Source organism: Shewanella glacialipiscicola (genome assembly GCF_023283485.1).
Lineage (GTDB): Bacteria > Pseudomonadota > Gammaproteobacteria > Enterobacterales > Shewanellaceae > Shewanella > Shewanella glacialipiscicola.
In genome coordinates this window covers 91,740-110,202 of sequence record NZ_JAKILU010000001.1, presented here as the reverse complement: position 1 = coordinate 110,202, position 18,463 = coordinate 91,740, and the positions used below count along the sequence as shown (strand labels likewise).

At 42.4% G+C, this 18,463-nt stretch carries 18 protein-coding genes; 8 read left to right on the top strand and 10 right to left on the bottom strand.

Going from position 1 to position 18,463, the window contains the following annotated elements:
• Positions 1-9: 9 nt before the first annotated feature.
• The gene (yqfB, locus tag L2717_RS00475; protein ID WP_220774124.1) at positions 10-312 is read right to left on the bottom strand and encodes a N(4)-acetylcytidine aminohydrolase; all 303 of its coding nucleotides are present in this window, start codon (positions 310-312) and stop codon (positions 10-12) included.
• Between the two features lie 374 nt (positions 313-686).
• Here yqfB and L2717_RS00470 point away from each other — a divergent pair, with 374 nt between their 5' ends.
• On the top strand, positions 687-884 hold the full coding sequence (locus tag L2717_RS00470) for a DUF2986 domain-containing protein (RefSeq protein WP_220774116.1): 198 nt from the start codon (positions 687-689) through the stop codon (positions 882-884).
• A gap of 136 nt (positions 885-1,020) precedes the next feature.
• Here the strand turns inward: L2717_RS00470 and L2717_RS00465 are convergent, their stop codons facing one another.
• Positions 1,021-2,580, bottom strand: a complete 1,560-nt coding sequence (locus L2717_RS00465) for an MATE family efflux transporter (protein WP_220774117.1) — start codon at positions 2,578-2,580, stop codon at positions 1,021-1,023.
• A gap of 41 nt (positions 2,581-2,621) precedes the next feature.
• Positions 2,622-3,479 carry an ion transporter gene (locus L2717_RS00460; RefSeq protein WP_220774118.1) on the bottom strand — a complete coding sequence of 286 codons (858 nt, stop codon included), beginning with the start codon at positions 3,477-3,479 and terminating at the stop codon, positions 2,622-2,624.
• A gap of 187 nt (positions 3,480-3,666) precedes the next feature.
• Between L2717_RS00460 and L2717_RS00455 the strand changes: the two genes are divergently transcribed.
• The 3 genes from L2717_RS00455 (at position 3,667) to L2717_RS00445 (ending at position 5,379) form a co-directional block, all read left to right on the top strand.
• Positions 3,667-4,188 (top strand): L,D-transpeptidase family protein, encoded by a 522-nt coding sequence (locus L2717_RS00455; RefSeq protein ID WP_220774119.1) that lies wholly within the window; start codon positions 3,667-3,669, stop codon positions 4,186-4,188.
• A gap of 172 nt (positions 4,189-4,360) precedes the next feature.
• Complete coding sequence (locus L2717_RS00450; RefSeq protein ID WP_220774120.1) at positions 4,361-4,993, top strand: VOC family protein; 633 nt, start codon at positions 4,361-4,363, stop codon at positions 4,991-4,993.
• A 125-nt stretch (positions 4,994-5,118) separates the two neighbouring features.
• Positions 5,119-5,379, top strand: coding sequence for a DUF5062 family protein (locus L2717_RS00445; protein WP_220774121.1), 261 nt, complete (start codon positions 5,119-5,121; stop codon positions 5,377-5,379).
• A 111-nt stretch (positions 5,380-5,490) separates the two neighbouring features.
• On the opposite strand, the gene L2717_RS00440 is transcribed toward L2717_RS00445, so the two are convergent.
• The 3 genes from L2717_RS00440 to yejK form a co-directional block, all read right to left on the bottom strand.
• Positions 5,491-6,402, bottom strand: coding sequence for a M23 family metallopeptidase (locus tag L2717_RS00440; RefSeq protein ID WP_283105972.1), 912 nt, complete (start codon positions 6,400-6,402; stop codon positions 5,491-5,493).
• A 128-nt stretch (positions 6,403-6,530) separates the two neighbouring features.
• Positions 6,531-7,403 (bottom strand): 6-carboxytetrahydropterin synthase, encoded by an 873-nt coding sequence (locus tag L2717_RS00435; RefSeq protein WP_220774122.1) that lies wholly within the window; start codon positions 7,401-7,403, stop codon positions 6,531-6,533.
• Positions 7,404-7,810: 407 nt separating this feature from the next.
• Complete coding sequence (gene yejK, locus L2717_RS00430; RefSeq protein ID WP_220774890.1) at positions 7,811-8,839, bottom strand: nucleoid-associated protein YejK; 1,029 nt, start codon at positions 8,837-8,839, stop codon at positions 7,811-7,813.
• A gap of 77 nt (positions 8,840-8,916) precedes the next feature.
• Between yejK and L2717_RS00425 the strand changes: the two genes are divergently transcribed.
• Both L2717_RS00425 and L2717_RS00420 read left to right on the top strand, forming a co-directional pair.
• Complete coding sequence (locus L2717_RS00425) at positions 8,917-9,135, top strand: YejL family protein (RefSeq protein WP_220774889.1); 219 nt, start codon at positions 8,917-8,919, stop codon at positions 9,133-9,135.
• A gap of 66 nt (positions 9,136-9,201) precedes the next feature.
• Positions 9,202-10,986, top strand: a complete 1,785-nt coding sequence (locus L2717_RS00420) for a DUF3413 domain-containing protein (RefSeq protein ID WP_220774888.1) — start codon at positions 9,202-9,204, stop codon at positions 10,984-10,986.
• A gap of 167 nt (positions 10,987-11,153) precedes the next feature.
• On the opposite strand, the gene L2717_RS00415 is transcribed toward L2717_RS00420, so the two are convergent.
• Positions 11,154-12,260, bottom strand: a complete 1,107-nt coding sequence (locus tag L2717_RS00415) for an NADH:flavin oxidoreductase/NADH oxidase (protein WP_220774887.1) — start codon at positions 12,258-12,260, stop codon at positions 11,154-11,156.
• Between the two features lie 105 nt (positions 12,261-12,365).
• Here L2717_RS00415 and L2717_RS00410 point away from each other — a divergent pair, with 105 nt between their 5' ends.
• Entirely contained in the window at positions 12,366-13,232 is an 867-nt protein-coding gene (locus tag L2717_RS00410; protein WP_220774886.1) for a LysR family transcriptional regulator, read from the top strand.
• A gap of 205 nt (positions 13,233-13,437) precedes the next feature.
• On the opposite strand, the gene trmY is transcribed toward L2717_RS00410, so the two are convergent.
• Both trmY and L2717_RS00400 read right to left on the bottom strand, forming a co-directional pair.
• Positions 13,438-14,034 carry a tRNA (pseudouridine(54)-N(1))-methyltransferase TrmY gene (trmY, locus tag L2717_RS00405; RefSeq protein WP_220775071.1) on the bottom strand — a complete coding sequence of 199 codons (597 nt, stop codon included), beginning with the start codon at positions 14,032-14,034 and terminating at the stop codon, positions 13,438-13,440.
• A gap of 624 nt (positions 14,035-14,658) precedes the next feature.
• Positions 14,659-15,210, bottom strand: coding sequence for a recombinase family protein (locus L2717_RS00400; RefSeq protein ID WP_220775070.1), 552 nt, complete (start codon positions 15,208-15,210; stop codon positions 14,659-14,661).
• 398 nt (positions 15,211-15,608) lie between these two features.
• Here L2717_RS00400 and L2717_RS00395 point away from each other — a divergent pair, with 398 nt between their 5' ends.
• Entirely contained in the window at positions 15,609-16,316 is a 708-nt protein-coding gene (locus L2717_RS00395) for a hypothetical protein (protein ID WP_248937943.1), read from the top strand.
• A gap of 283 nt (positions 16,317-16,599) precedes the next feature.
• Here L2717_RS00395 and L2717_RS00390 read toward each other — a convergent pair whose 3' ends face one another.
• On the bottom strand, positions 16,600-18,447 hold the full coding sequence (locus L2717_RS00390; RefSeq protein ID WP_220773988.1) for a hypothetical protein: 1,848 nt from the start codon (positions 18,445-18,447) through the stop codon (positions 16,600-16,602).
• Between the last annotated feature and the right edge of the window lie 16 nt (positions 18,448-18,463).

Below are 18,463 nucleotides of genomic sequence, written 5' to 3'. Positions count from 1 at the left end.
CTTACATTTTTACTGCGGTAACACACTAAACCGGATCATAAATAATTGCTCAAGACCAGGATAAATCTCGGCGATGACATTGCGTAATTGCGCTAATGTCATATTTTCTTGCTCGGCATGTACATCTGTCAGCTCGGCGAGTGTTACAGGCGTCACATCAACAATTTGGATTTCACAAAACCAGCGATCCATTTCAAAAGTTGAAACCGGTAATATTTGTCCTGGCTCAACATGGGACTCGGCTTCATCACGCAGCGTAATGGTTTTCGCGCCACTTAAGATGTCACGCTCAAAGCGTTCAAAAAAGGTCATTTTAGTTAACAACGTATATTCCTCAATTCAAGGTATGAACGCTACGGCTCACCTTAGTCAATTTCAACATCAATAATCCTTAAGCAATATAATGACTTTTGACCTGCACTAATAGTACGTATTGTCAGTACACATCGAAAAATACGCCCCTTCTATTGCATAACCCCAACTCAAAACGCTTATGCTTATTTCTTGTACCAAACGACTTGTACTAAATAAAGGGATAACGCCAAAGATTGAATGCACGGTTCTTTTTCGACAAAATACAGCAAAGCATGGTCAGTTAGCTCAGATTGAGTTAGAATCCGCCCTCAATTGAGCCCTTGGCCTCATATTCCTGCGCGTAGCGGGTGCGAAACGAAATTAGAGACGTCATGAACAAGAAACAAAAGATCATCAAGAAAATTGCTAAACGCGCCAAGGCCAGACTAAATAAAGTCGACCCAGCCACGATTGGCGTGCCCGCTAAATCGGGTTATGTCTCTAAGGCTGAACGTGCGAAGCTTGAATCCTTAGACACCACTCAGATTGATGAAAAAAATACAGATCATACAGACGAAACGACTCGCTAGGCTGAACCTGTCGCCAAGACGCTAAGTTTCGAATGCAAAAATGCCACTCAAGTCAGTGGCATTTTTTGTTTGTATTCACTGCAAATTAACCCTAAAAAAAGCTTAATCAGACTCCGCTCTAACTCGTGTTTACGAACTATTTATTGAGCTGCTGCGCTTTGGGCGTTAACCCATGGTGATCCGCAGTGGAGTCATCTTCATTCATCCCGCGCAAAGTAGTATCCGATTCTTGCTCTTCGGTTAATTGTGCCATCTGCGCCTGCGCTGATGACAAGGGATTAACTGCGCTAGGCGAATGCTCTGCAACACAGTTTGCAATTTCATCTTGCATGCTTAATGTGTCACTCATTTGGTGTGAAGATAACGACTGTGCTTGTGCTGCTACTTTATCCACCAAACGATAGGCAACGAGCACACCTAAAGTGCCAAAGAGCACAGAGCCTATCACTTGCCCAATCAACACACCATAAACCCCACCCCACTGCGCGCCAAAATACACAAAAGGCACTGTGCCCAATGTGGCTTTGCCGACATTAAACAAGGTGGAATACTTGGCTTTTCCGAGGTTATTAAATGACGCATTCGCCACGAATAAGATCCCTGAAAAGATAAAAAATACCGCGATATAACTGCAAAAGAAGTTAATAACATCAGCACTGTCACCTTTCATGTCAAACACATTGATCAAGTGCGACTTAAGCACAAATAACAACAGTGACATTACCAGCACATACACAGTGCAAAATTGGATAGCTCTGGTCAAACTCTCCCTTACTCTATCAAACTGACCCGCACCAAAGTTTTGCCCAACAATTGGCCCAATCGCGCCCGAAAGGGCAAAAATCATCCCAAAGGCCACAGGGATCAAACGTCCTAATACGGCCCACCCCGCCACATAAGCATCACCAAAATCGGCAATCGCGCGCGTAACAAAGGCATTACCAATGGGCGTCGCCACATTGGTTAACATCGCGGGCCCCGCAATCGTGAAAATAGGTTTAAGATCTGCGACAAAGTGCGCTTTGTTAAAATGACCCAGCAACTGATGCTTGACCACCACCCCGCGACCAGCGATCACAAACACTGCCACTCGCGCCAGTACCGATGCCAATGCCGCCCCTTCTATGCCCATTGCGAACATAAAGATAAAAATCGGGTCTAGCACGGCATTAACACCACCGCCCGCTAAGGTGGACATCATAGAGAGTTTTGCATCCCCCACGGCGCGTAGAGCCCCGCCCAGCGCCATCGCTAAACAAATAAAAGGCAGCGAAGGCACTAAAATATATAAATAACTGGCCGCAAGCACCGCCGTATGTCCACGGGCGCCGACTAATGCCACTAGCTCAGGAATAAAGCTAGTCACAACCACAGCCACCAGCACGCTAATTAAGGTGGTGACAATTGCGCTATTGAGTAATAGCCGTTTTGCCAGCACCACGTCTTTTGCACCAATAGAGCGAGACACTAGCGCCCCTAAAGCAATCGATAAGCCGATACCAATAGAGGTTGTGAAAAAGGAGATACTGCCCGCATAACCTACCGCTGCGGCAAGTTCATGCTCACCTAATAAACTAAGAAAAAAGATATCCAGTAAATCCACCACAAATAAGGCTGAAATCCCCACTGCGGCGGTCGAACTCATGACTAAGATATGGCGTAAAATAGGGCCTTCAACAAACTTGGCTTGCGTCATACGGTTTTACCTACAAAAATAAAAAGAATCAGCCAAAGTCATTATTTATCACCTTTTTCAGCAGGGACATCTAATTTATCTAACTCGCAGCCACAGCGGCTACAATACATGGCATCAAGATCATGACCCGTTTTGTGGCATTGATTACAAGAGCGTAAATCCCGATGCCGTCTCACCTCATGGGAAATTTCAGCTGTTAAAATACCCGTGGGAATAGCAATAATTGAATAACCAATTAACATTGTACAAGCCGCAATAGCCTGCCCTAAACCTGTTTTAGGCGTAATGTCACCGTAGCCAACGGTCGTAATCGTCACAATCGTCCAGTAGACAGATTGGGGAATTGAACTGAAACCATTATCAGGCCCTTCAACCACATACATTACTGCGCTGAGTACCATAACGATCAAACTGACCGAGAAAAAGAACAAAAAAACCTTTCGGCTCGACTGCATCATAGCTTTAAGCAGGACATTACCTTCGCTTAAATAACGCAGTAACTTGAGCACTCTGAAGATCCTGAATAACCTCAGTATGCGGATAACTAAGGTAAAGTTAGCGCCGGGGACCAGTAGCGCTAAATAGGTTGGCAATATCGATAATAAATCTATTACCCCATAAAAACTGCGGGCATATAACACAGGATGGGTGGCGCAGTATAACCGTAGGCCATATTCAATCGTAAATATGACGGTAAAAATCCATTCTAATACACGAATAATTTGGCCATATTCACGGTGAAACATTTCAACCGTATCGAGAAAAACGAGGCCCACACTCAGCACAATACACAACATTAAGCCGATATCGAAATAACGACCAGCGGGAGTATCTGTACCAAAAATAATGAGGCGTAATTGACGCTTTAGTGGACTTTCGGATTCAATATTCTCAGGCATACAGATACACACTTCCTTGCAACGAACGTATTAATAGAGGGGTTACAACATCAATATGTCACGAGTCTGCCATGCAATTGCGCTCAGCTCAAAATAATCTACTCACAGCGCGGTAAAATTACGGTATGATGCCAAAAAGTTAACAATCCATCTCATTCAACCCATGAATTTATTTCCGAGGACTTTAATGCGCGCCACCCTACTTTCCACATTGACATATCTCACTGTGACTATCGCGGCACTTGTTTCACCCACATTACATGCCTCAGGCGCTTCTGGCATGGGTAAAGTGGATCTGGTGGTGATTACGAAATCTGAATCCCGCATGGCTTTACTGCGCGATGGCAAAATACTAAAACAATATCACATCGCTATGGGTGATTTACCCGCTGGACATAAGTTAAAGGAAGGCGACCAACGCACACCTCAAGGGCGCTATACCCTTGATTATAAAAAGTCAGATAGTGCTTATTATAAATCGATTCATATTTCCTACCCCAATGAAGAAGATAAATTGCGCGCAAAAGCCCTGGGCATTAGACCTGGCGGTATGATCATGATCCACGGCCAAAATCCTAAATCGTCATTGTCGCCCCAGCAAGCCCAACAATACAATTGGACTGACGGCTGTATCGCAATTACCAACGCCGAAATGGATGAAGTATGGAAAGTGGTCGATGAAGGCACGCCGATTGAGATTTGGCCTTAATCTTAGCCCGCTTCCTATCGCAACATACCGATTAAGCATGAACAGAATATCCAATACGCCCAGTTTAATGGGCGTTTTTATTTAACGTTAAATCATGCTGTTAGTTGAATTATCGCTACTTATTTCGATTAAGGAATAGAAACTAACAGCAATAAAACACCGTGGAGTCTCTATGGCTAAATCCAACAAACCCACTGCACCGTTAACTGCCAGCATCAGCTATGAGCAATTAACGCAACACTGGTCAGTCTTTGAAACGCAAATTTTAGCTTTACTCGACACCTTAGATTTAGCGGATAAAGCCCTGTTTTGCGATCACGTGGCACTGCGCGTTAACTCCATCGCCAGCGCCGATGCCCTGCGAGAGGCTTTTAGCCGCATGGGAAATATTATTTCAGATAATATCATTAACGGCCGCCCGATCCTTATTATCGAATTAGATACACCACTCACACTAGGTCAATTTAGCATTGAATGCGTTGAACTGCCCTACCCCAGCGATAAAGCCTATCCGCAAGAAGGGTGGGAACACATTGAACTGGTGATTGAATCAACGGCTGAAGATTGCCAAACCCTTAGCCAAGATTTAATAACTCTGTGCCCCACATTAAAACCATTACTGCAACCAGCACCATCAACTCCAGAGTTTGAGCTCTACCAAGCCATCAAGGTTAAGATGAGCTCGCCAAAAGGCGATAAAGAACGTTTAGCCAACCCGACCATCGCTTTTAAACGCGATAATGTGTGTATTAAAGTGCATTCCCATGGCATAAAAGCGGTCATTGAGAGTGAGCAACTAACGTAACAAATAGAGAAAGATTGATATACCGCGCGGTTCCCAAATGAAACCTAAGATAAGCGGCTAATCGCATCAAGCACCAATCATGAATGCCAGCATAGTAGGCTCGGTGTGCAACCAGAGGAACGCTAATGAAACCACATAAAAATGAAGCGCAAATATTGAAATTCGCCATGGAGATTGGTGTTGGCTACGCCAAAAAACGCGGATATGCGGACTTCGACAAGGGCATCTCACCCAAAGATAAAGTGGAATGTATTTACCGTTTATTGGTCACGGATAACTTGATCCAACCGCTGGCCAAAGATAAAGAAGATGGGCCAAACATGAAACACAAGCTAATTTTGTGGATCACCCGCCAGCTACCCGCCGATCATCCATTGCTACAATAATCATCTAGCACACTCGCCCCTAATGCCCTGTTCTACAGAGTTTAAAAGGTAAGCTGCACACAAAAATGGCGCATCATTGCGCCATTTTTGTATGTCTAATTAGTGTTAAACCTAATCTTTTACAGCCGCTTTCTCATTTGCCAATACCGTTGCCATTGGCGGCACTATGGTTGTTGGGTCGAGGCGCATTTGATACCAGTTCACCCGCCAATCTAAATGTGGGCCATTAGCCCGACCAGTAGAGCCGACTTCTGCTACAGCTTGACCTTGTTTAACCACTTCACCCGTTTTGACGTAAAGCTTACTCAAATGCAAAAAACTCGAGCTCACGCCATAACCATGGTCAATCACCATAGTTCCGCCAGAATAAAACATGTCGGGTACAGAAAGACTAATAACACCATCAGCCGGCGCGACCACCACTGTGCCAGTTTTTGCCGCCACATCCACACCAAAGTGTGGATTACCTGGTACATCATTATAAATACGTTGACTACCATATACGCCTGAAATGCGGCCCGTTAATGGCCAAATAAACTCCTGCATAAATGCGGTTTGATTGCTAAAGCTCGCCCGCGCGGCTTTTACCTGCGCGCTGTCTTTTGCTGCTCTTTGCTGTGCTACGGGATCGGGCTTCATAATTTTTGAGCTGATCCCTTTTACACTTTGAATATCATACTCACGCTTAGTCAAGGTCAAGGGTTTAACCTCAGTTAAGCCGCTCGGATAAATCAAAGTTAACTGCTGACTCAATTCACCATCACGATCAAAACCAAAGGCAAAATTACCATCAGAGGTTACCTTAATAGCTTCGCCATTTAAGGCAACCTGAGTCCCCGCAGGCACCTGACCCCGCATTAATGCGCCTTGCTCTAGCTTACCCTGTAAATTCACTTGTGCTTGCACCTGAGGCGCTATAAGCACTGAACCTAAAATTAATAATGCCGATGAGTAACGTGCAGAGCATAAATAGCTAATGAATACACGATGAAATAATCGTGACGGTATATGTGTTTCAAACATTTTCACAAAAAATCCTTATCCGTAATCAACTTATCTGTAGTCAACTAATACATAATTAATAGCGCCACTCATTAGGTCAGCCATGCATATATTTTACGTACAAGCCTAAAAAACACCCATCTTAACGTTTATCCCTTAGTTACTATCGCGCCTTTGCCTACGCCTTCAAATGCCACCACTTTAAACTGACTCGTGGGAACTTTTGCAACCAAGGTGGCCGCAATAAAGTCGGCTAACAACTCAACCGTGGTGTCGTGTGGGATTAAATCACAGCATGTTTTTGGCATTGCCAATTGGAAATCCCCTTGAGGCGCTTGGTAATGGAAACCATAGTGAGTGTCGTCAGAGACGCGCGTTTGCGCCGATAGGCTAAGGCTGTCAACGGACACTAAATCCTCCTCGCTCCCTAAATAAATATCGTGCCAACGCTTAGCCCAATATTGATCCCATTTGAGTGCCGGATGACCATTTTCAAAAATATGAATAGGGCTACGATGTCCGTGGGCAATACGTTGGCAATTACCATCGTGCTTACGTAAACCATGGCTGTAATGATAATAAGGGGTATCGAGGATTTCGTGCCTCAACGTTAGTGTAATCCCTTCAACATTTTTCGGTAAAGCTTCACGTAACGCTTTTTGCAAAAAAGAATTGACGCTGAGTTGATCAATTTTTTCACTTGATACTAGCGTAAAGGCTTGCGATGGGCAGGCTAAATGAATTTGGCCCAACGAGCTGTCAAAATCCACCCATACCCGATCGCCCTGCTGCTGCCAACGTACATTGCTGCACGCTGTCGGCACTAATAAACGATGATCGGCCACCGCATCAATCGTTTGTTTTATCGTGCGCTTCACTTTAGCAAAATCGAGCAGCATATTTTGCTCGTCTAATCCGCCTTCAAGCAGTACATCAACAATCCAACTTTCGCCCACCATGCCACGCTTAGCACACAAGTAAGAAAAATCGATTACCGTTAAATCTTTTACAAATAGTTGCATTGATGCTCCTCAGCAGAAAACAGTCCGCCTATTGATTTAATAGCACGACTTAGCAATAGCTAAGCGTACTCACTTGAGGCTCCAACAATGAAGCGCTTAATATTGAATGGGGATTCTAATCAATTCTGTCTATTGCCGCGACACATGAATCTATTTGAGATTACATACATTTTGCTAAATCGGTTTAAAATACTGCGATTACAACAACTTAATTACTAGACTTAATTATTAGGCTTAACCATTCGGCCTACCCACTAAAGTGCAGCTGCTGGTTGTATCACAATATCAATCGTACTATATCGGGTTAATCGACCGAGATAATCGCAATTTTAGCCGAAAAAAAGGCCGAGCAAAAAATACGCTCGGCCTGTCACTGTCTACATTAAAACGATCATTTCATCAGTTAGTTATTCGCCTTTAAGGCGACGGTCGAGCTGATCTTTTAAGTTTGCTGGTACACCTTTAATTAAAATCGTGTCAGAAACGGGATCGTAAATTACGCGCTGGCCTAAGTGCCCACCATCAAAACTTAAGGTCAATCCCCCGCCGGTGCCCGAAAATTTCTTTAGTTGGCGCAGGGTTGATTTGTCTGCCGGAAACTCTTCATCAAGATCATAATTACCACCACGGGCAAAATCATAAAAAGAGTCCATGCCTTCATCAGCGAGCTCATCGGCCAAATCTTTAATTTCGATATCAGCACCTTCATCAAAGCGCTCACTGCAATATTCAAACACTTTATTACGGCACTGCTGGCGCTCGTCTTTCGTCAGCTCACTGCTGGCAACAAAATCTTCAACCGCATTCATTAGGGTTTTGTTTTGCGCTTTGGTGTTTACACCTTCAACGCAGCCCATAAAATCGAGGAAGAAGTCAGCGACTTTACGTCCCGCACGGCCACGGATAAAGGAAATATATTTACGGGATTCTTTATCTGCTTGCCACTCGGTCAAATCAATGCGCGCCGCCAATTGGATATTATTTAAATCCAAGTGATTATTTTGCGACAGTTCCATATCATCTAACACTGTCATCGACGATTTAGCACTTAACAAGGCCACGAACAGATAATCGCTAGTGATGCTGGTGTAGCAAGACATCAGCAAAAATCCGCCTTGGCTAAAGTCATATTTCGACAACTCTTCTTGCAGTAATTTACTGGCTTGGCCTGAGAACTCCACAAACCCTAAATCGTTACTACGGTACTGAGTTAAGGCATTGGCAAAAGCGGGGTTAGCCTCGCCGTCGTCACCCTGAATGCCAAAATAGCCAAAACCTTTACCGGCCTTGCCCGTATAAGTCTGGTGTAATTCGTCGAGCATCATCTCGACCGCCTGACCGTTCAGCAGAGGTTGAGGACGCAAACGGCAGCGTAATTGCCCCTGACTGTCCTGGGAAATCTCGTGAATAATTGCGTGTTCGATGTTAATACTCATAAGCCCTGATAGTGATACTGGGATAATTCCGCTATTATATGCCGCTAATCCATTCCAAAGTGAAACATTTTTTGATTATGGCAATCCAATCGAAATACTCAAACATCCAAGTTGAATCATTAATCGCCGAAATATTGGCAGTGTTAGAAAAGCATAAAGCACCGACAGACCTGAGCCTAATGGCATTAGGCAACTGCGTGACCAACCTGCTAGAACGTAAAGTACCCAGCGAATCACGTAAAGCTGTGGCTGAGCAATTTGCAAAAGCACTCGCGCAATCGGTTAAATCCCAGTAAGTTAACTGTGTGATAATTATCAAAAGCATATAAGTTACAAGGTCTTTTAGGAATACACGGATCACTATGGTCGAGCGAAAAAAGCAAATGAGTCGAGACAGAGTTTCCCGGCTCATCAACTGGGGACATTGGTTCGCCTTCTTCAATGGCATATTAGCCATGATAATCGGCAGCCGATACATTGGCGGTGTGGGTTATCCTGAAACCTGGTACGGCTGGACTTACCTTAGCGTCAGCACTATTGGTCAGTTTAGCTTTCTCGCTTTTATTGCCTACTTAATCTGTCTATTCCCACTGACCTTTATCTTGCCCTACTCAAAAATATTGAGGGGGATTGCGGCGGTGATTGCGACGTTAAGTCTGTGTCTTTTATTGTATGACACTATTGTTTATGCCGATTATGGTATGCACTTAAGTCCTTTTGCCTTTGATTTAGCTTGGGCAGATCTTAATGCCTTGCTCCACGGCACGTCTTATATCGTCACGCCGTTAGCGATTATCGCCATAGAACTTACCGCGGCTAATTTTTTGTGGAAACGCATCGATAAAATTCAAAAGCTAAATTTAGGCAATAAAGTGATTACGCTAGTTGGCGTGTGCTTTATTAGTAGCCACTTGATCCACATTTGGGCCGATGCGGCCGATGTCACCGAAATTACCCGTTTAGATGATATTTATCCACTATCTTACCCCGCGACGGCACGTTCCTTTATGGAAAGTCATGGTATAGACCGTTCATCCCAAGACGAAAACCACAACAGCAGTGTATTAAATTATCCTGAGCAACCGCTCACCTGCCAAGCCGACACTAAACCCAATGTGTTAATGATCACCATCGACAGTTTACGTGCAGATATGGTCGATAATAAAAGTATGCCATTTTTACATCAATACACTGAAAGCAATCAATCTTTTACCCAACATTTTAGTGGTGGCAACCAATTTAGAACCGGTATGTTCTCACTACTTTATGGCTTACAAGGCAGCTATGGAGATGCTCGCATTTTTAATAGTACCAGCCCAGTATTAACCCGAACCTTTCAACAAGCAGGTTATCAACTAGGGCTTTTCCTCCCAGATACGAATCTTAGTTTACGCTCGTCACAGGCGATGTTTAATGACTTTACGCCCGTGGTTGCTAACGAAAGCAATGGCAGTGCCGATGCTGACTTGCATACCGTAGCCAATTTTAACCAATGGCACAGTGTTCAAGATAAACCTTGGTTTGCACTGCTCAACTTAAAAGCGCCAGAAAATTTTGATACCCCTGTAGGATTCCTTGGCATAGAAACAGTAAAAGCCGATCCTGCATTAACGCCGGCGCAAAAAGTCTTGTTTAACCAGTATCGTCAATCGCTATATTTTATTGATCAACAACTTAAAGCAATTTTGGCGAAGGTATCGAACGACACCTTAGTGATTATCACTGGCGTGAATGGCAAAATATTTACCAGTAATACTGATGAAGCTTACCGCAATCTATCACCACAGAGTGTCAAAGTGCCGTTAGTGATCCACTGGCCTAAAGCGGCGAGCCCAAGTAAAGTCAAATACCGAACCAGCCATTACGGCCTTGTGCCTACACTGATGACCCATGTTTTGGGTTGTACTAATCACACCACGGAATACAGCGCAGGTCACAGCCTATTGCAGCCGAGTAAAGAAACGTGGATTTATATTGGTGACAGCACTATCTTCGCCATTTACCAACAGGCTGAAGTGACCGTGATTGACCGCCACGGAAAGTACCGTATTTATGATGAAAATTATCAACATCGACTCAATAAAAAAATGAGTGCGCCAGAGCTTATTGAAGTCATGCGTGAAGGTCGTCGTTTTTATAACCATTAATATCATCTATAGCCTTAGCAATAAGCTTAATTGAAAAAGCCCCACTCCCAAGAGCGGGGCTTTTTTATGCTTTGGTCTCAATACCTTACCTTTGCTCCTAAAGCAAAAAGCCACTATCAATTAATAGTGGCTTTAAAAAATAAGCTCAAGCTTAAGTCTGATATCGATTAATCGGCTTTGACTGTTGAGTAACGCTCTAACCAATGTGCATAAGGAGCCGGTAATACCCAAGATGGACGGGTAATTTTTAACGTTTGCGCCGCTTGATACGGCCAGTGCGGATTAGCTAAAAAGGCTTTGCCTATCATCACCAGATCCATTTGCTCATCTTCAATTGCACTATTGGCGTGCACAGGATTATCCATGCCCCAGGATGTGGCCACAGGGAAGCCGACTTCCTGTCGAACACGCGCGGCGATAGGCGCTAAGAATGCAGGGCTCCAAGGAATATTGGCGGTAGGTGTTGAGAAACAAATACTAACGTTAAGCATATCCAAACCAGCTTGCTTAAATTGCTTTACCAAGTCGATTGATTCACAAAGAATTTCTTCATCTTTATGATCAAATTCAATCACGCCAAAGCGCGCAGTTAAAGGCAAATGCTGGGGCCAAACTGCCCGTACTGCTGCAACCGTTTCTAATAAAAAGCGTCCACGCCCTTCAGCATTGCCACCATATTCATCGGTACGTTGGTTAGCATAGGTTGAGAAAAAGCTCTGGGCTAAATAACCGTGGGCAAAATGCAGTTCTAACCATTCAAAGCCTGCCGCTAAAGCGCGCTGCGCTGCCGTAACAAAATCCGCTTGAACTCGCTCAATATCTTCAATCGTCATGGCAGTAGGTATAGTGGACAAATTGGCACCAAACGCCGTCGCTGAGGGCGAAATTGGCTGCCAACCTTGTGGATCATCATGTGCAATATGGTCATCGCCTTCCCACGGAATATGGGCACTCGCCTTACGGCCGGCATGCCCAATTTGAATCCCTGCCACTGCGCCCGCATTTTTAATCGCGCTAGCAATCTTAGCTAAACCTTGTGCTTGTTCATCATTCCATAATCCAAGACATTTTGGCGTAATGCGTCCTTCTGGGGATACCGCAGTGGCTTCAACCACCACAAGTCCAGCGCCGCCTCTGGCAAGGCTAGTGTAATGTACCTGATGCCACTCATTAGTGAGACCATCTGTGGCTTGATATTGACACATAGGTGCTACGGCAATACGGTTTTTTAGGGTGATATCTTTGAGCTTAAAAGATGAAAATAAATCGGCCATGGGATTTCCTGTTTCTGTTGTCGCTACAATTCAATGGCGACAGACTAGCCCTATCGTGCCATAATTAAAAGCATGCATAGATTATATATTTGATAAAATTTACTTATGATTAATCCACAGTGGTTACAAACCTTTGCTGTTCTGGTCGATAAAGGTAACTTTACTCGCACAGCTGAAGCCATAGGTATCACTCAAGCGGCCGTGAGCCAGCATATCAGTCGCTTAGAAGATGAATATGGCACGTTATTTTTGCGCCGTACCCGCCAACTTGAAATCACTCCCGTAGGGGAAAATCTGCTCACCTATGTAAAAGAGGTCGAGTGTGCCCAAAGACGCCTACAACAAAAGCTTATCCACGATGACGCAGAGACTGGCGATGTAAGCCTTATCACACCTGGCAGTATTGGGCTAACCCTGTATCCACTATTACTGGAGTTACAAGAGGCATTTCCTACGCTTAATATCCGCCATCGTTTTGCGCCAGATAATGAGATAGTGGCTGCTATTTTAGCGAACGAACATGAACTGGGTATGGTGACATTAAAGCCCGCCGATCCGCGCATTACGAGCACCTATTTTACTGAAGAACCCTTAGAATTAGTGGTGCCTGCCAGCCAGAAAAATACCGAATGGCCTGATTTACAAAAACTCGGGTTTATATCTCACCCAGATGGTGAAGCGATGGCCACTCGCCTACTTAGCCGTAAATGCCCCGATAGCCCCAGTATTCAAGAAATCCCCTGCCATGGGTTTACAAACCAGATAAGTTTGATCCTTGAACCTGTCGCAAGGGGGCTTGGTTTTACCGTGATCCCACAATACGCCCGAAAAGCCTTTGAGCGCCAAGAGGATATTTACGTTGTGGAATGTGGTAGCCAAGTAGTAGACACCATTTGGTTTATCCACCGAGCAGAATGGCCTTTGTCACAGCGTGCACAAAAAACTATTGAATTTTTAAAGGGTAAAATATAACGCCTCTTTAATGGCTATTTTAGTAAAAACTAACGCCCTTATACTAAAGCACTTATTTATAGAATCGAAACCATAGTTAACAACAGTTGGTTAAGCCGTTTAATAATAAGTCGTGATGAATCGTTTAAAAACAAAAAGCCCCATTTAACAATGGGGCTTACTGACTAAAGGTCAAAATTAGCGATAGCTCAATAAAATTAAGTGGTTATTGATTGATGTCCAATTCATTGTGAATGAGTACCACGCACTGCGAAGCAAACAACATTTTTGGTCCAAGGCTGATTTTTTGTGCCCCAAGTCGTTTTAAGGTATTAAAGCTTTTTTTCGGCATGGGAATATGGTCAGTTAGTAAGAAGCAGGGGTTTCCCACAAATTCTTGCTCACGGATTGAGGTGCCCTTTTTATCCATCATAAACAATTGATAATCGACCGCGAGTTCTTGCACCAATTTTTCAAAACTAATGGTGCTTACACTAATTCCTTCATCAACAATACGCGTTTGCTCTTTGGTCATCCCCCTTGAAATATCTAACGCTTTGGCTATTTTAGCGAGCAAGGCTTGCTCGTGAAAACCACCAATATGGCAAATATTTCGAGTATCGAAACAGATTGTACGGGAGAAATCGTTAGTACTTTCTAATACCAGATAAACGACAACATCGTTACGATGTGACTGAGCTACAAAAATCGTATTCATCAAAGTGTGCGCTAAAATTTCGGTGTGCGCTTCTTGGCCAACAGATGCCAAAAGTAACTGACTGTCAGTCGGTGCAGATCTTGCTCGTAAAACAAAAGCGCGCATAGATAAATGTCCACTCAATGAAGTTTTTAATACTGGGCTCGTAAGGTATGTTTATGTGGGTGTTTCTACCCATAAACAATACATAAAACAAAACCCCGTTTAGCAATGCTAACACGGGGTTTTGTTTTAACTTAACAGTGGTCTTACTTTAAATTTTAAAATAATGTCACAATCAAGTCTAGAATTTGGTCGGTATGAGAGGATTCGAACCTCCGACCCCTGACACCCCATTCCAGCTAAAACATCATTTCTATCACTCAAAGCTGAAGGCTAAACGCTTTGACACTGTTATAGAAAGCCGAATAATAAACTACCAGAAAAGAATACACAAACCTTATCGAGGTATCCTTGTAGTGGGTTTAAACCGTTATTTTAATGAGGATATCCCCGATTACGAGTTTCCACAGACTAGATCACTGGTATGCAAACACTGGTTTGGATGAAAAGGGGGAAGCCACTTTTATAGTGATATAGCGCTAAGCTAAGTAGCGCATGTTAGTAATGATGAAAAGTGGTTCATTTGCGGCAAAGCTCTCTAAAAGAATAGATAAAAGCAACACTGTAAAAAAAGAGAAAAATGAAAAAGCAATTGATTAATATATACTTTTATTCAATTCGTTAGTTTCAATCTACTGACTTCTTTATCTTCTGGACAGTTGTCGTACTTATCCCCAGTTCACTTGCTATCTTACGAATTGACATACCTTGTCTTAGTCGCTCAATGATTTCTGTTGTTGATACTGACAATGACCGACCTTTATATTTACCGACAGATTTAGCCTTTGCTATCCCTTCCCTTTGTCGTTCAAGCATCATCTCTCGTTCAAACTGGTACACAGAACCTAGCAGATTAAGCATAAGCGTGTTCATAGGATTGGATTGGTCTACGGTAAATGTCATACCTTCTTTCTTAAACTCGACAGCAACACCTTTAGCATTGAAGAACTTGATTAGCTCAATCAGGTCTGCAATGTTTCTTGCTAAACGACTGATATCATGAACGACTACAATATCACCATCCCTGCAATAAGCTTTCAGTTCTAATAAGGCCGGACGTTCCTGAGTACTACCAGAACAAGTATCAATAAAGTGTCTATCAATACTCACACCATCTAATTGCCTAACCGTGTTTTGTTCAACCGTTGAAACTCTGATGTAACCGAGTGCTTGTGCCATTACTTGTGTGTCACTTAAGTTTTAGATGTCTGCAATTTACCGTGGCAGAAATCAATAATCAACTTAAATGACACGCTTTATAGGAACTTGTGATACGTGTCACTAGGGTGTGATTAAGTGAAACGATAATTAATGAGTAAAGGATTGTTTAATTATGCGGCATTCAATATCGGGTTTTCTTTCGCTGTGATCTTCATCGTCGCATCGTTATATCAGTATGTTATATTCTAAAACCAGTGAGCACATTTAAAACATTGTAAGTTACATAAGGTTACATAGGTTTCGAATAATTTAAGCTTACTGTTTTTGATTCAATTTGAATCTGTTTTTTAACATTTTTGCATTGTCATTTTATTGCGATGCTATTTCAAGCACATTGATGTGTGGAGTTTTATGGAATGAAAAAATTATTATTAGCAAGTTTGGTTAGCACGTTGTTAGTCGGTTGTGGTGGCAGTGATGATAACAGTGGCAATACCAGCGTACCACCCGTGCCTGTACCTCCACCAGCAGTTGAAGGTGGAGAGCTTCCTGATATTGGTGTTGATTATGAGGATCATGAACCACCAGCAGTTGAAGGTGGAGAGCTTCCTGATATTGGTGTTGATTATACCCCTACTGTAGAAGATTTAATCTCAGAAAAACTTAATTGGGATCATTCAGAAATTGAAAGCCTTTGCAGTAAAATCAAATGCTCAATTTCAGATGAGACGATATTCTTTGGCTATGAAAATGGTAACATCTATCAAGATAACTCAGCCAGCTTCTTTACTATCTCACCAGACACGGGGGTTACTTCCACTGTAATTCATGAGAAACCTGTTGATGATAAATTCAGTTATGTGTCGGATTGTGATGTTTTCTACACAAAAGATGATAAACATTTATTTGTAGATACTGATAAAGTTACCGAATCAAAACTGGACAGTTTCCAGTATGTAATTAAACACTATAATGATTTTATGTGTAATATTACAATGGTCACACCATCTGGTGTAGAAGAGCGTAGACCTTTAGCATTCTCTATACCTTTATCGTATTCGATGAATGTTGAACAATTTGAAATATTGTCGGGCATCCTACGTCAAGAAATTACGGTTAAATAACTTAAAATTTTAAATGTTTAATAGGCTTTCTCTGTAGTGTTTTAGTCTTGCTATCATAATACATGACTGAAGAAAGCCTTTAAAATCAAATGCAACAACTTTGTAAACCTTCTGAATTATGTTCAATTTCACACATTAATCAGATTAAACTTAATTAGTGATTTTCAGCATATGCCGCAAACAATCAGCTAGAAATGCTAATAGATAAAAAGTGTTCATTTGCGGCATAACTCTCTTAAAGAATAAAGCAAAAGCACACTGAAGGAAAACAAAAAGATAGATACTAATTTATTGAATATTTATCTTTATCTCGTAGATATTTATTCCTATTCACTCCTACTATGTTGCATGCTTTATTGATTGTCATACCCTCAAGTTGAATCAAGCGATGTACCTCTCTTGCTCGCTGCTCATCAATAACTTCAGGAAGTAAGCCTGCTTTGCTTAATTCATCGTAAAACTCATCTTTATAACGACTCACTTGCTTACTGTCGACATTAAACCAACCGTAAACTTCAGCCATTCTTCCATGTTTTACCGTAAATTTTGCTTCAAAGATTGAAAATACAATAGATCTACGCTGTTCTTTCGCAGCATCAAGCTCTTGCTTCTTTTTCTTTAACTCTTTCAATGTAAAGAGGTATTTTGTATCGATAGTGGCATTCGGGATCCATTTCAACAAGACTTGCGCACTCGCAGTATCAGGCACAACAAATAAATTAGGATTAGTTGAAGCTTCGACTCGCAATGAGGTTCTAGCAAGCCCTTGATACATTGGCGCATACTGCCTTGTATGCTTTAAACACGTTTTTGCGGCTTCATGGTCTATGTTCACTTCTCGGCAAAACCATTTTAATGCGTAAGTCTCGTTTGGACTTGGCAATAATGCGGCCATCCAAATGGCATGGTTTTGTATCTGATAACTGTTCTGACCGTGGCTTTGAGTCGATACTTGGATAAAGTCTTCGTGCTCACATTCGCTTTGCTTTGCCACGTTGACGAACATCAAGGATTTGGTTTGCTGCTCATTATTTTCATAGATTTCAGCTTGGATGCAATAGATACCAAATTCAAATAGCTCAGTGAAAATGGTCTTATCGCAGGAATAACTTGGATCTTCTGAAAAATCAAACCCTTCTAATGCTGCACGGTTTGACTCAGCAAAGGTCTTTGACCACTGCTTATCACCACCTAACAAAGGTAAAATGGTGACATTGGTTTTATCATGCTCCAAAGGGATACCAGTGTCCTCAATAGGTACTATGCTCAAACCATGATAGTTGGTCAGCAGGAAATGAAGTAATCCGCCCTCAAAATCAGCACTGGCAAGCCATACTTTTGATGCATGATTAACCACTCGAACCATATCACCCGTTTCAATGGAGCGATAAATCAGCTCAGTTGTTTCATTATCCATCAAAGAAGAAAGATAAATGTAGCCATGTTCAGAAGCTGCAGCGAAACATAAACTCGCTATATCAGCAAACTTTTTTGCCCTTTTATTTTGCCCCATTTCAGCATGACGATACGATTCGTATTTTAAGCGTTTACCTTCCTCAAACAACAGTTGAGCATTTTCCAAACTACTAGGGGTTATCCGACTATAATGCTCAGAAGAATTAGGAGTGCAAATAACTGTTAACCCATTGAATCTATTGAGTTCGCTAGGTTGTTCATTTTCTAAAAATTCTACACACGTAAATTTAACAGTCTGCTCTGGTGACTCATCAATGATGACCCATTTATCTGCAAGTAAGTTTGCATCTAAAGCAAACAATGCTGCATGTGTTATCAAAAGACAGCCACAGTAACCTTCAGTTAAAAATTCAGTAATTCTTGTATTGACCGATTCATTGATATTCTCGTCAGAAACGATCAATCGTTTTCTGGTTGGATCAACACCCATCAACCTGTTAGAAAAGACTTCATCTAAAACAAGTTTGGTCGGTGCAGCATAGATGATGCATTGGTCAGGGTTTTCACTGAGTGCTGATTCAATTTGAGCAACAATATAGCCTGTTTTATTGCCGCCACAACGACCATTGATTAGATGGATGCGCTTCATTTCTTCAGTGACTACTGTGTCGACCAATGTTACTTCCTCATAAAATTCAAACAGTAAGGCTACCATTTTTTTTGATTGATAA

What these genes read in the sequence shown, in the direction of transcription:
- L2717_RS00425 (WP_220774889.1), top strand. Translation starts at nt 8,917, where the DNA reads ATGGCAATCCAATCGAAATACTCAAACATCCAAGTTGAATCATTAATC.
- trmY (WP_220775071.1), bottom strand. Translation starts at nt 14,034, where the DNA reads ATGCGCGCTTTTGTTTTACGAGCAAGATCTGCACCGACTGACAGTCAG.
- yqfB (WP_220774124.1), bottom strand. Translation starts at nt 312, where the DNA reads ATGACCTTTTTTGAACGCTTTGAGCGTGACATCTTAAGTGGCGCGAAA.
- L2717_RS00465 (WP_220774117.1), bottom strand. Translation starts at nt 2,580, where the DNA reads ATGACGCAAGCCAAGTTTGTTGAAGGCCCTATTTTACGCCATATCTTA.
- L2717_RS00435 (WP_220774122.1), bottom strand. Translation starts at nt 7,403, where the DNA reads ATGCAACTATTTGTAAAAGATTTAACGGTAATCGATTTTTCTTACTTG.
- L2717_RS00460 (WP_220774118.1), bottom strand. Translation starts at nt 3,479, where the DNA reads ATGCCTGAGAATATTGAATCCGAAAGTCCACTAAAGCGTCAATTACGC.
- L2717_RS00420 (WP_220774888.1), top strand. Translation starts at nt 9,202, where the DNA reads ATGGTCGAGCGAAAAAAGCAAATGAGTCGAGACAGAGTTTCCCGGCTC.
- L2717_RS00395 (WP_248937943.1), top strand. Translation starts at nt 15,609, where the DNA reads ATGAAAAAATTATTATTAGCAAGTTTGGTTAGCACGTTGTTAGTCGGT.
- yejK (WP_220774890.1), bottom strand. Translation starts at nt 8,839, where the DNA reads ATGAGTATTAACATCGAACACGCAATTATTCACGAGATTTCCCAGGAC.
- L2717_RS00455 (WP_220774119.1), top strand. Translation starts at nt 3,667, where the DNA reads ATGCGCGCCACCCTACTTTCCACATTGACATATCTCACTGTGACTATC.
- L2717_RS00400 (WP_220775070.1), bottom strand. Translation starts at nt 15,210, where the DNA reads ATGGCACAAGCACTCGGTTACATCAGAGTTTCAACGGTTGAACAAAAC.
- L2717_RS00410 (WP_220774886.1), top strand. Translation starts at nt 12,366, where the DNA reads ATGATTAATCCACAGTGGTTACAAACCTTTGCTGTTCTGGTCGATAAA.
- L2717_RS00470 (WP_220774116.1), top strand. Translation starts at nt 687, where the DNA reads ATGAACAAGAAACAAAAGATCATCAAGAAAATTGCTAAACGCGCCAAG.
- L2717_RS00445 (WP_220774121.1), top strand. Translation starts at nt 5,119, where the DNA reads ATGAAACCACATAAAAATGAAGCGCAAATATTGAAATTCGCCATGGAG.
- L2717_RS00415 (WP_220774887.1), bottom strand. Translation starts at nt 12,260, where the DNA reads ATGGCCGATTTATTTTCATCTTTTAAGCTCAAAGATATCACCCTAAAA.
- L2717_RS00390 (WP_220773988.1), bottom strand. Translation starts at nt 18,447, where the DNA reads ATGGTAGCCTTACTGTTTGAATTTTATGAGGAAGTAACATTGGTCGAC.
- L2717_RS00450 (WP_220774120.1), top strand. Translation starts at nt 4,361, where the DNA reads ATGGCTAAATCCAACAAACCCACTGCACCGTTAACTGCCAGCATCAGC.
- L2717_RS00440 (WP_283105972.1), bottom strand. Translation starts at nt 6,402, where the DNA reads ATGTTTGAAACACATATACCGTCACGATTATTTCATCGTGTATTCATT.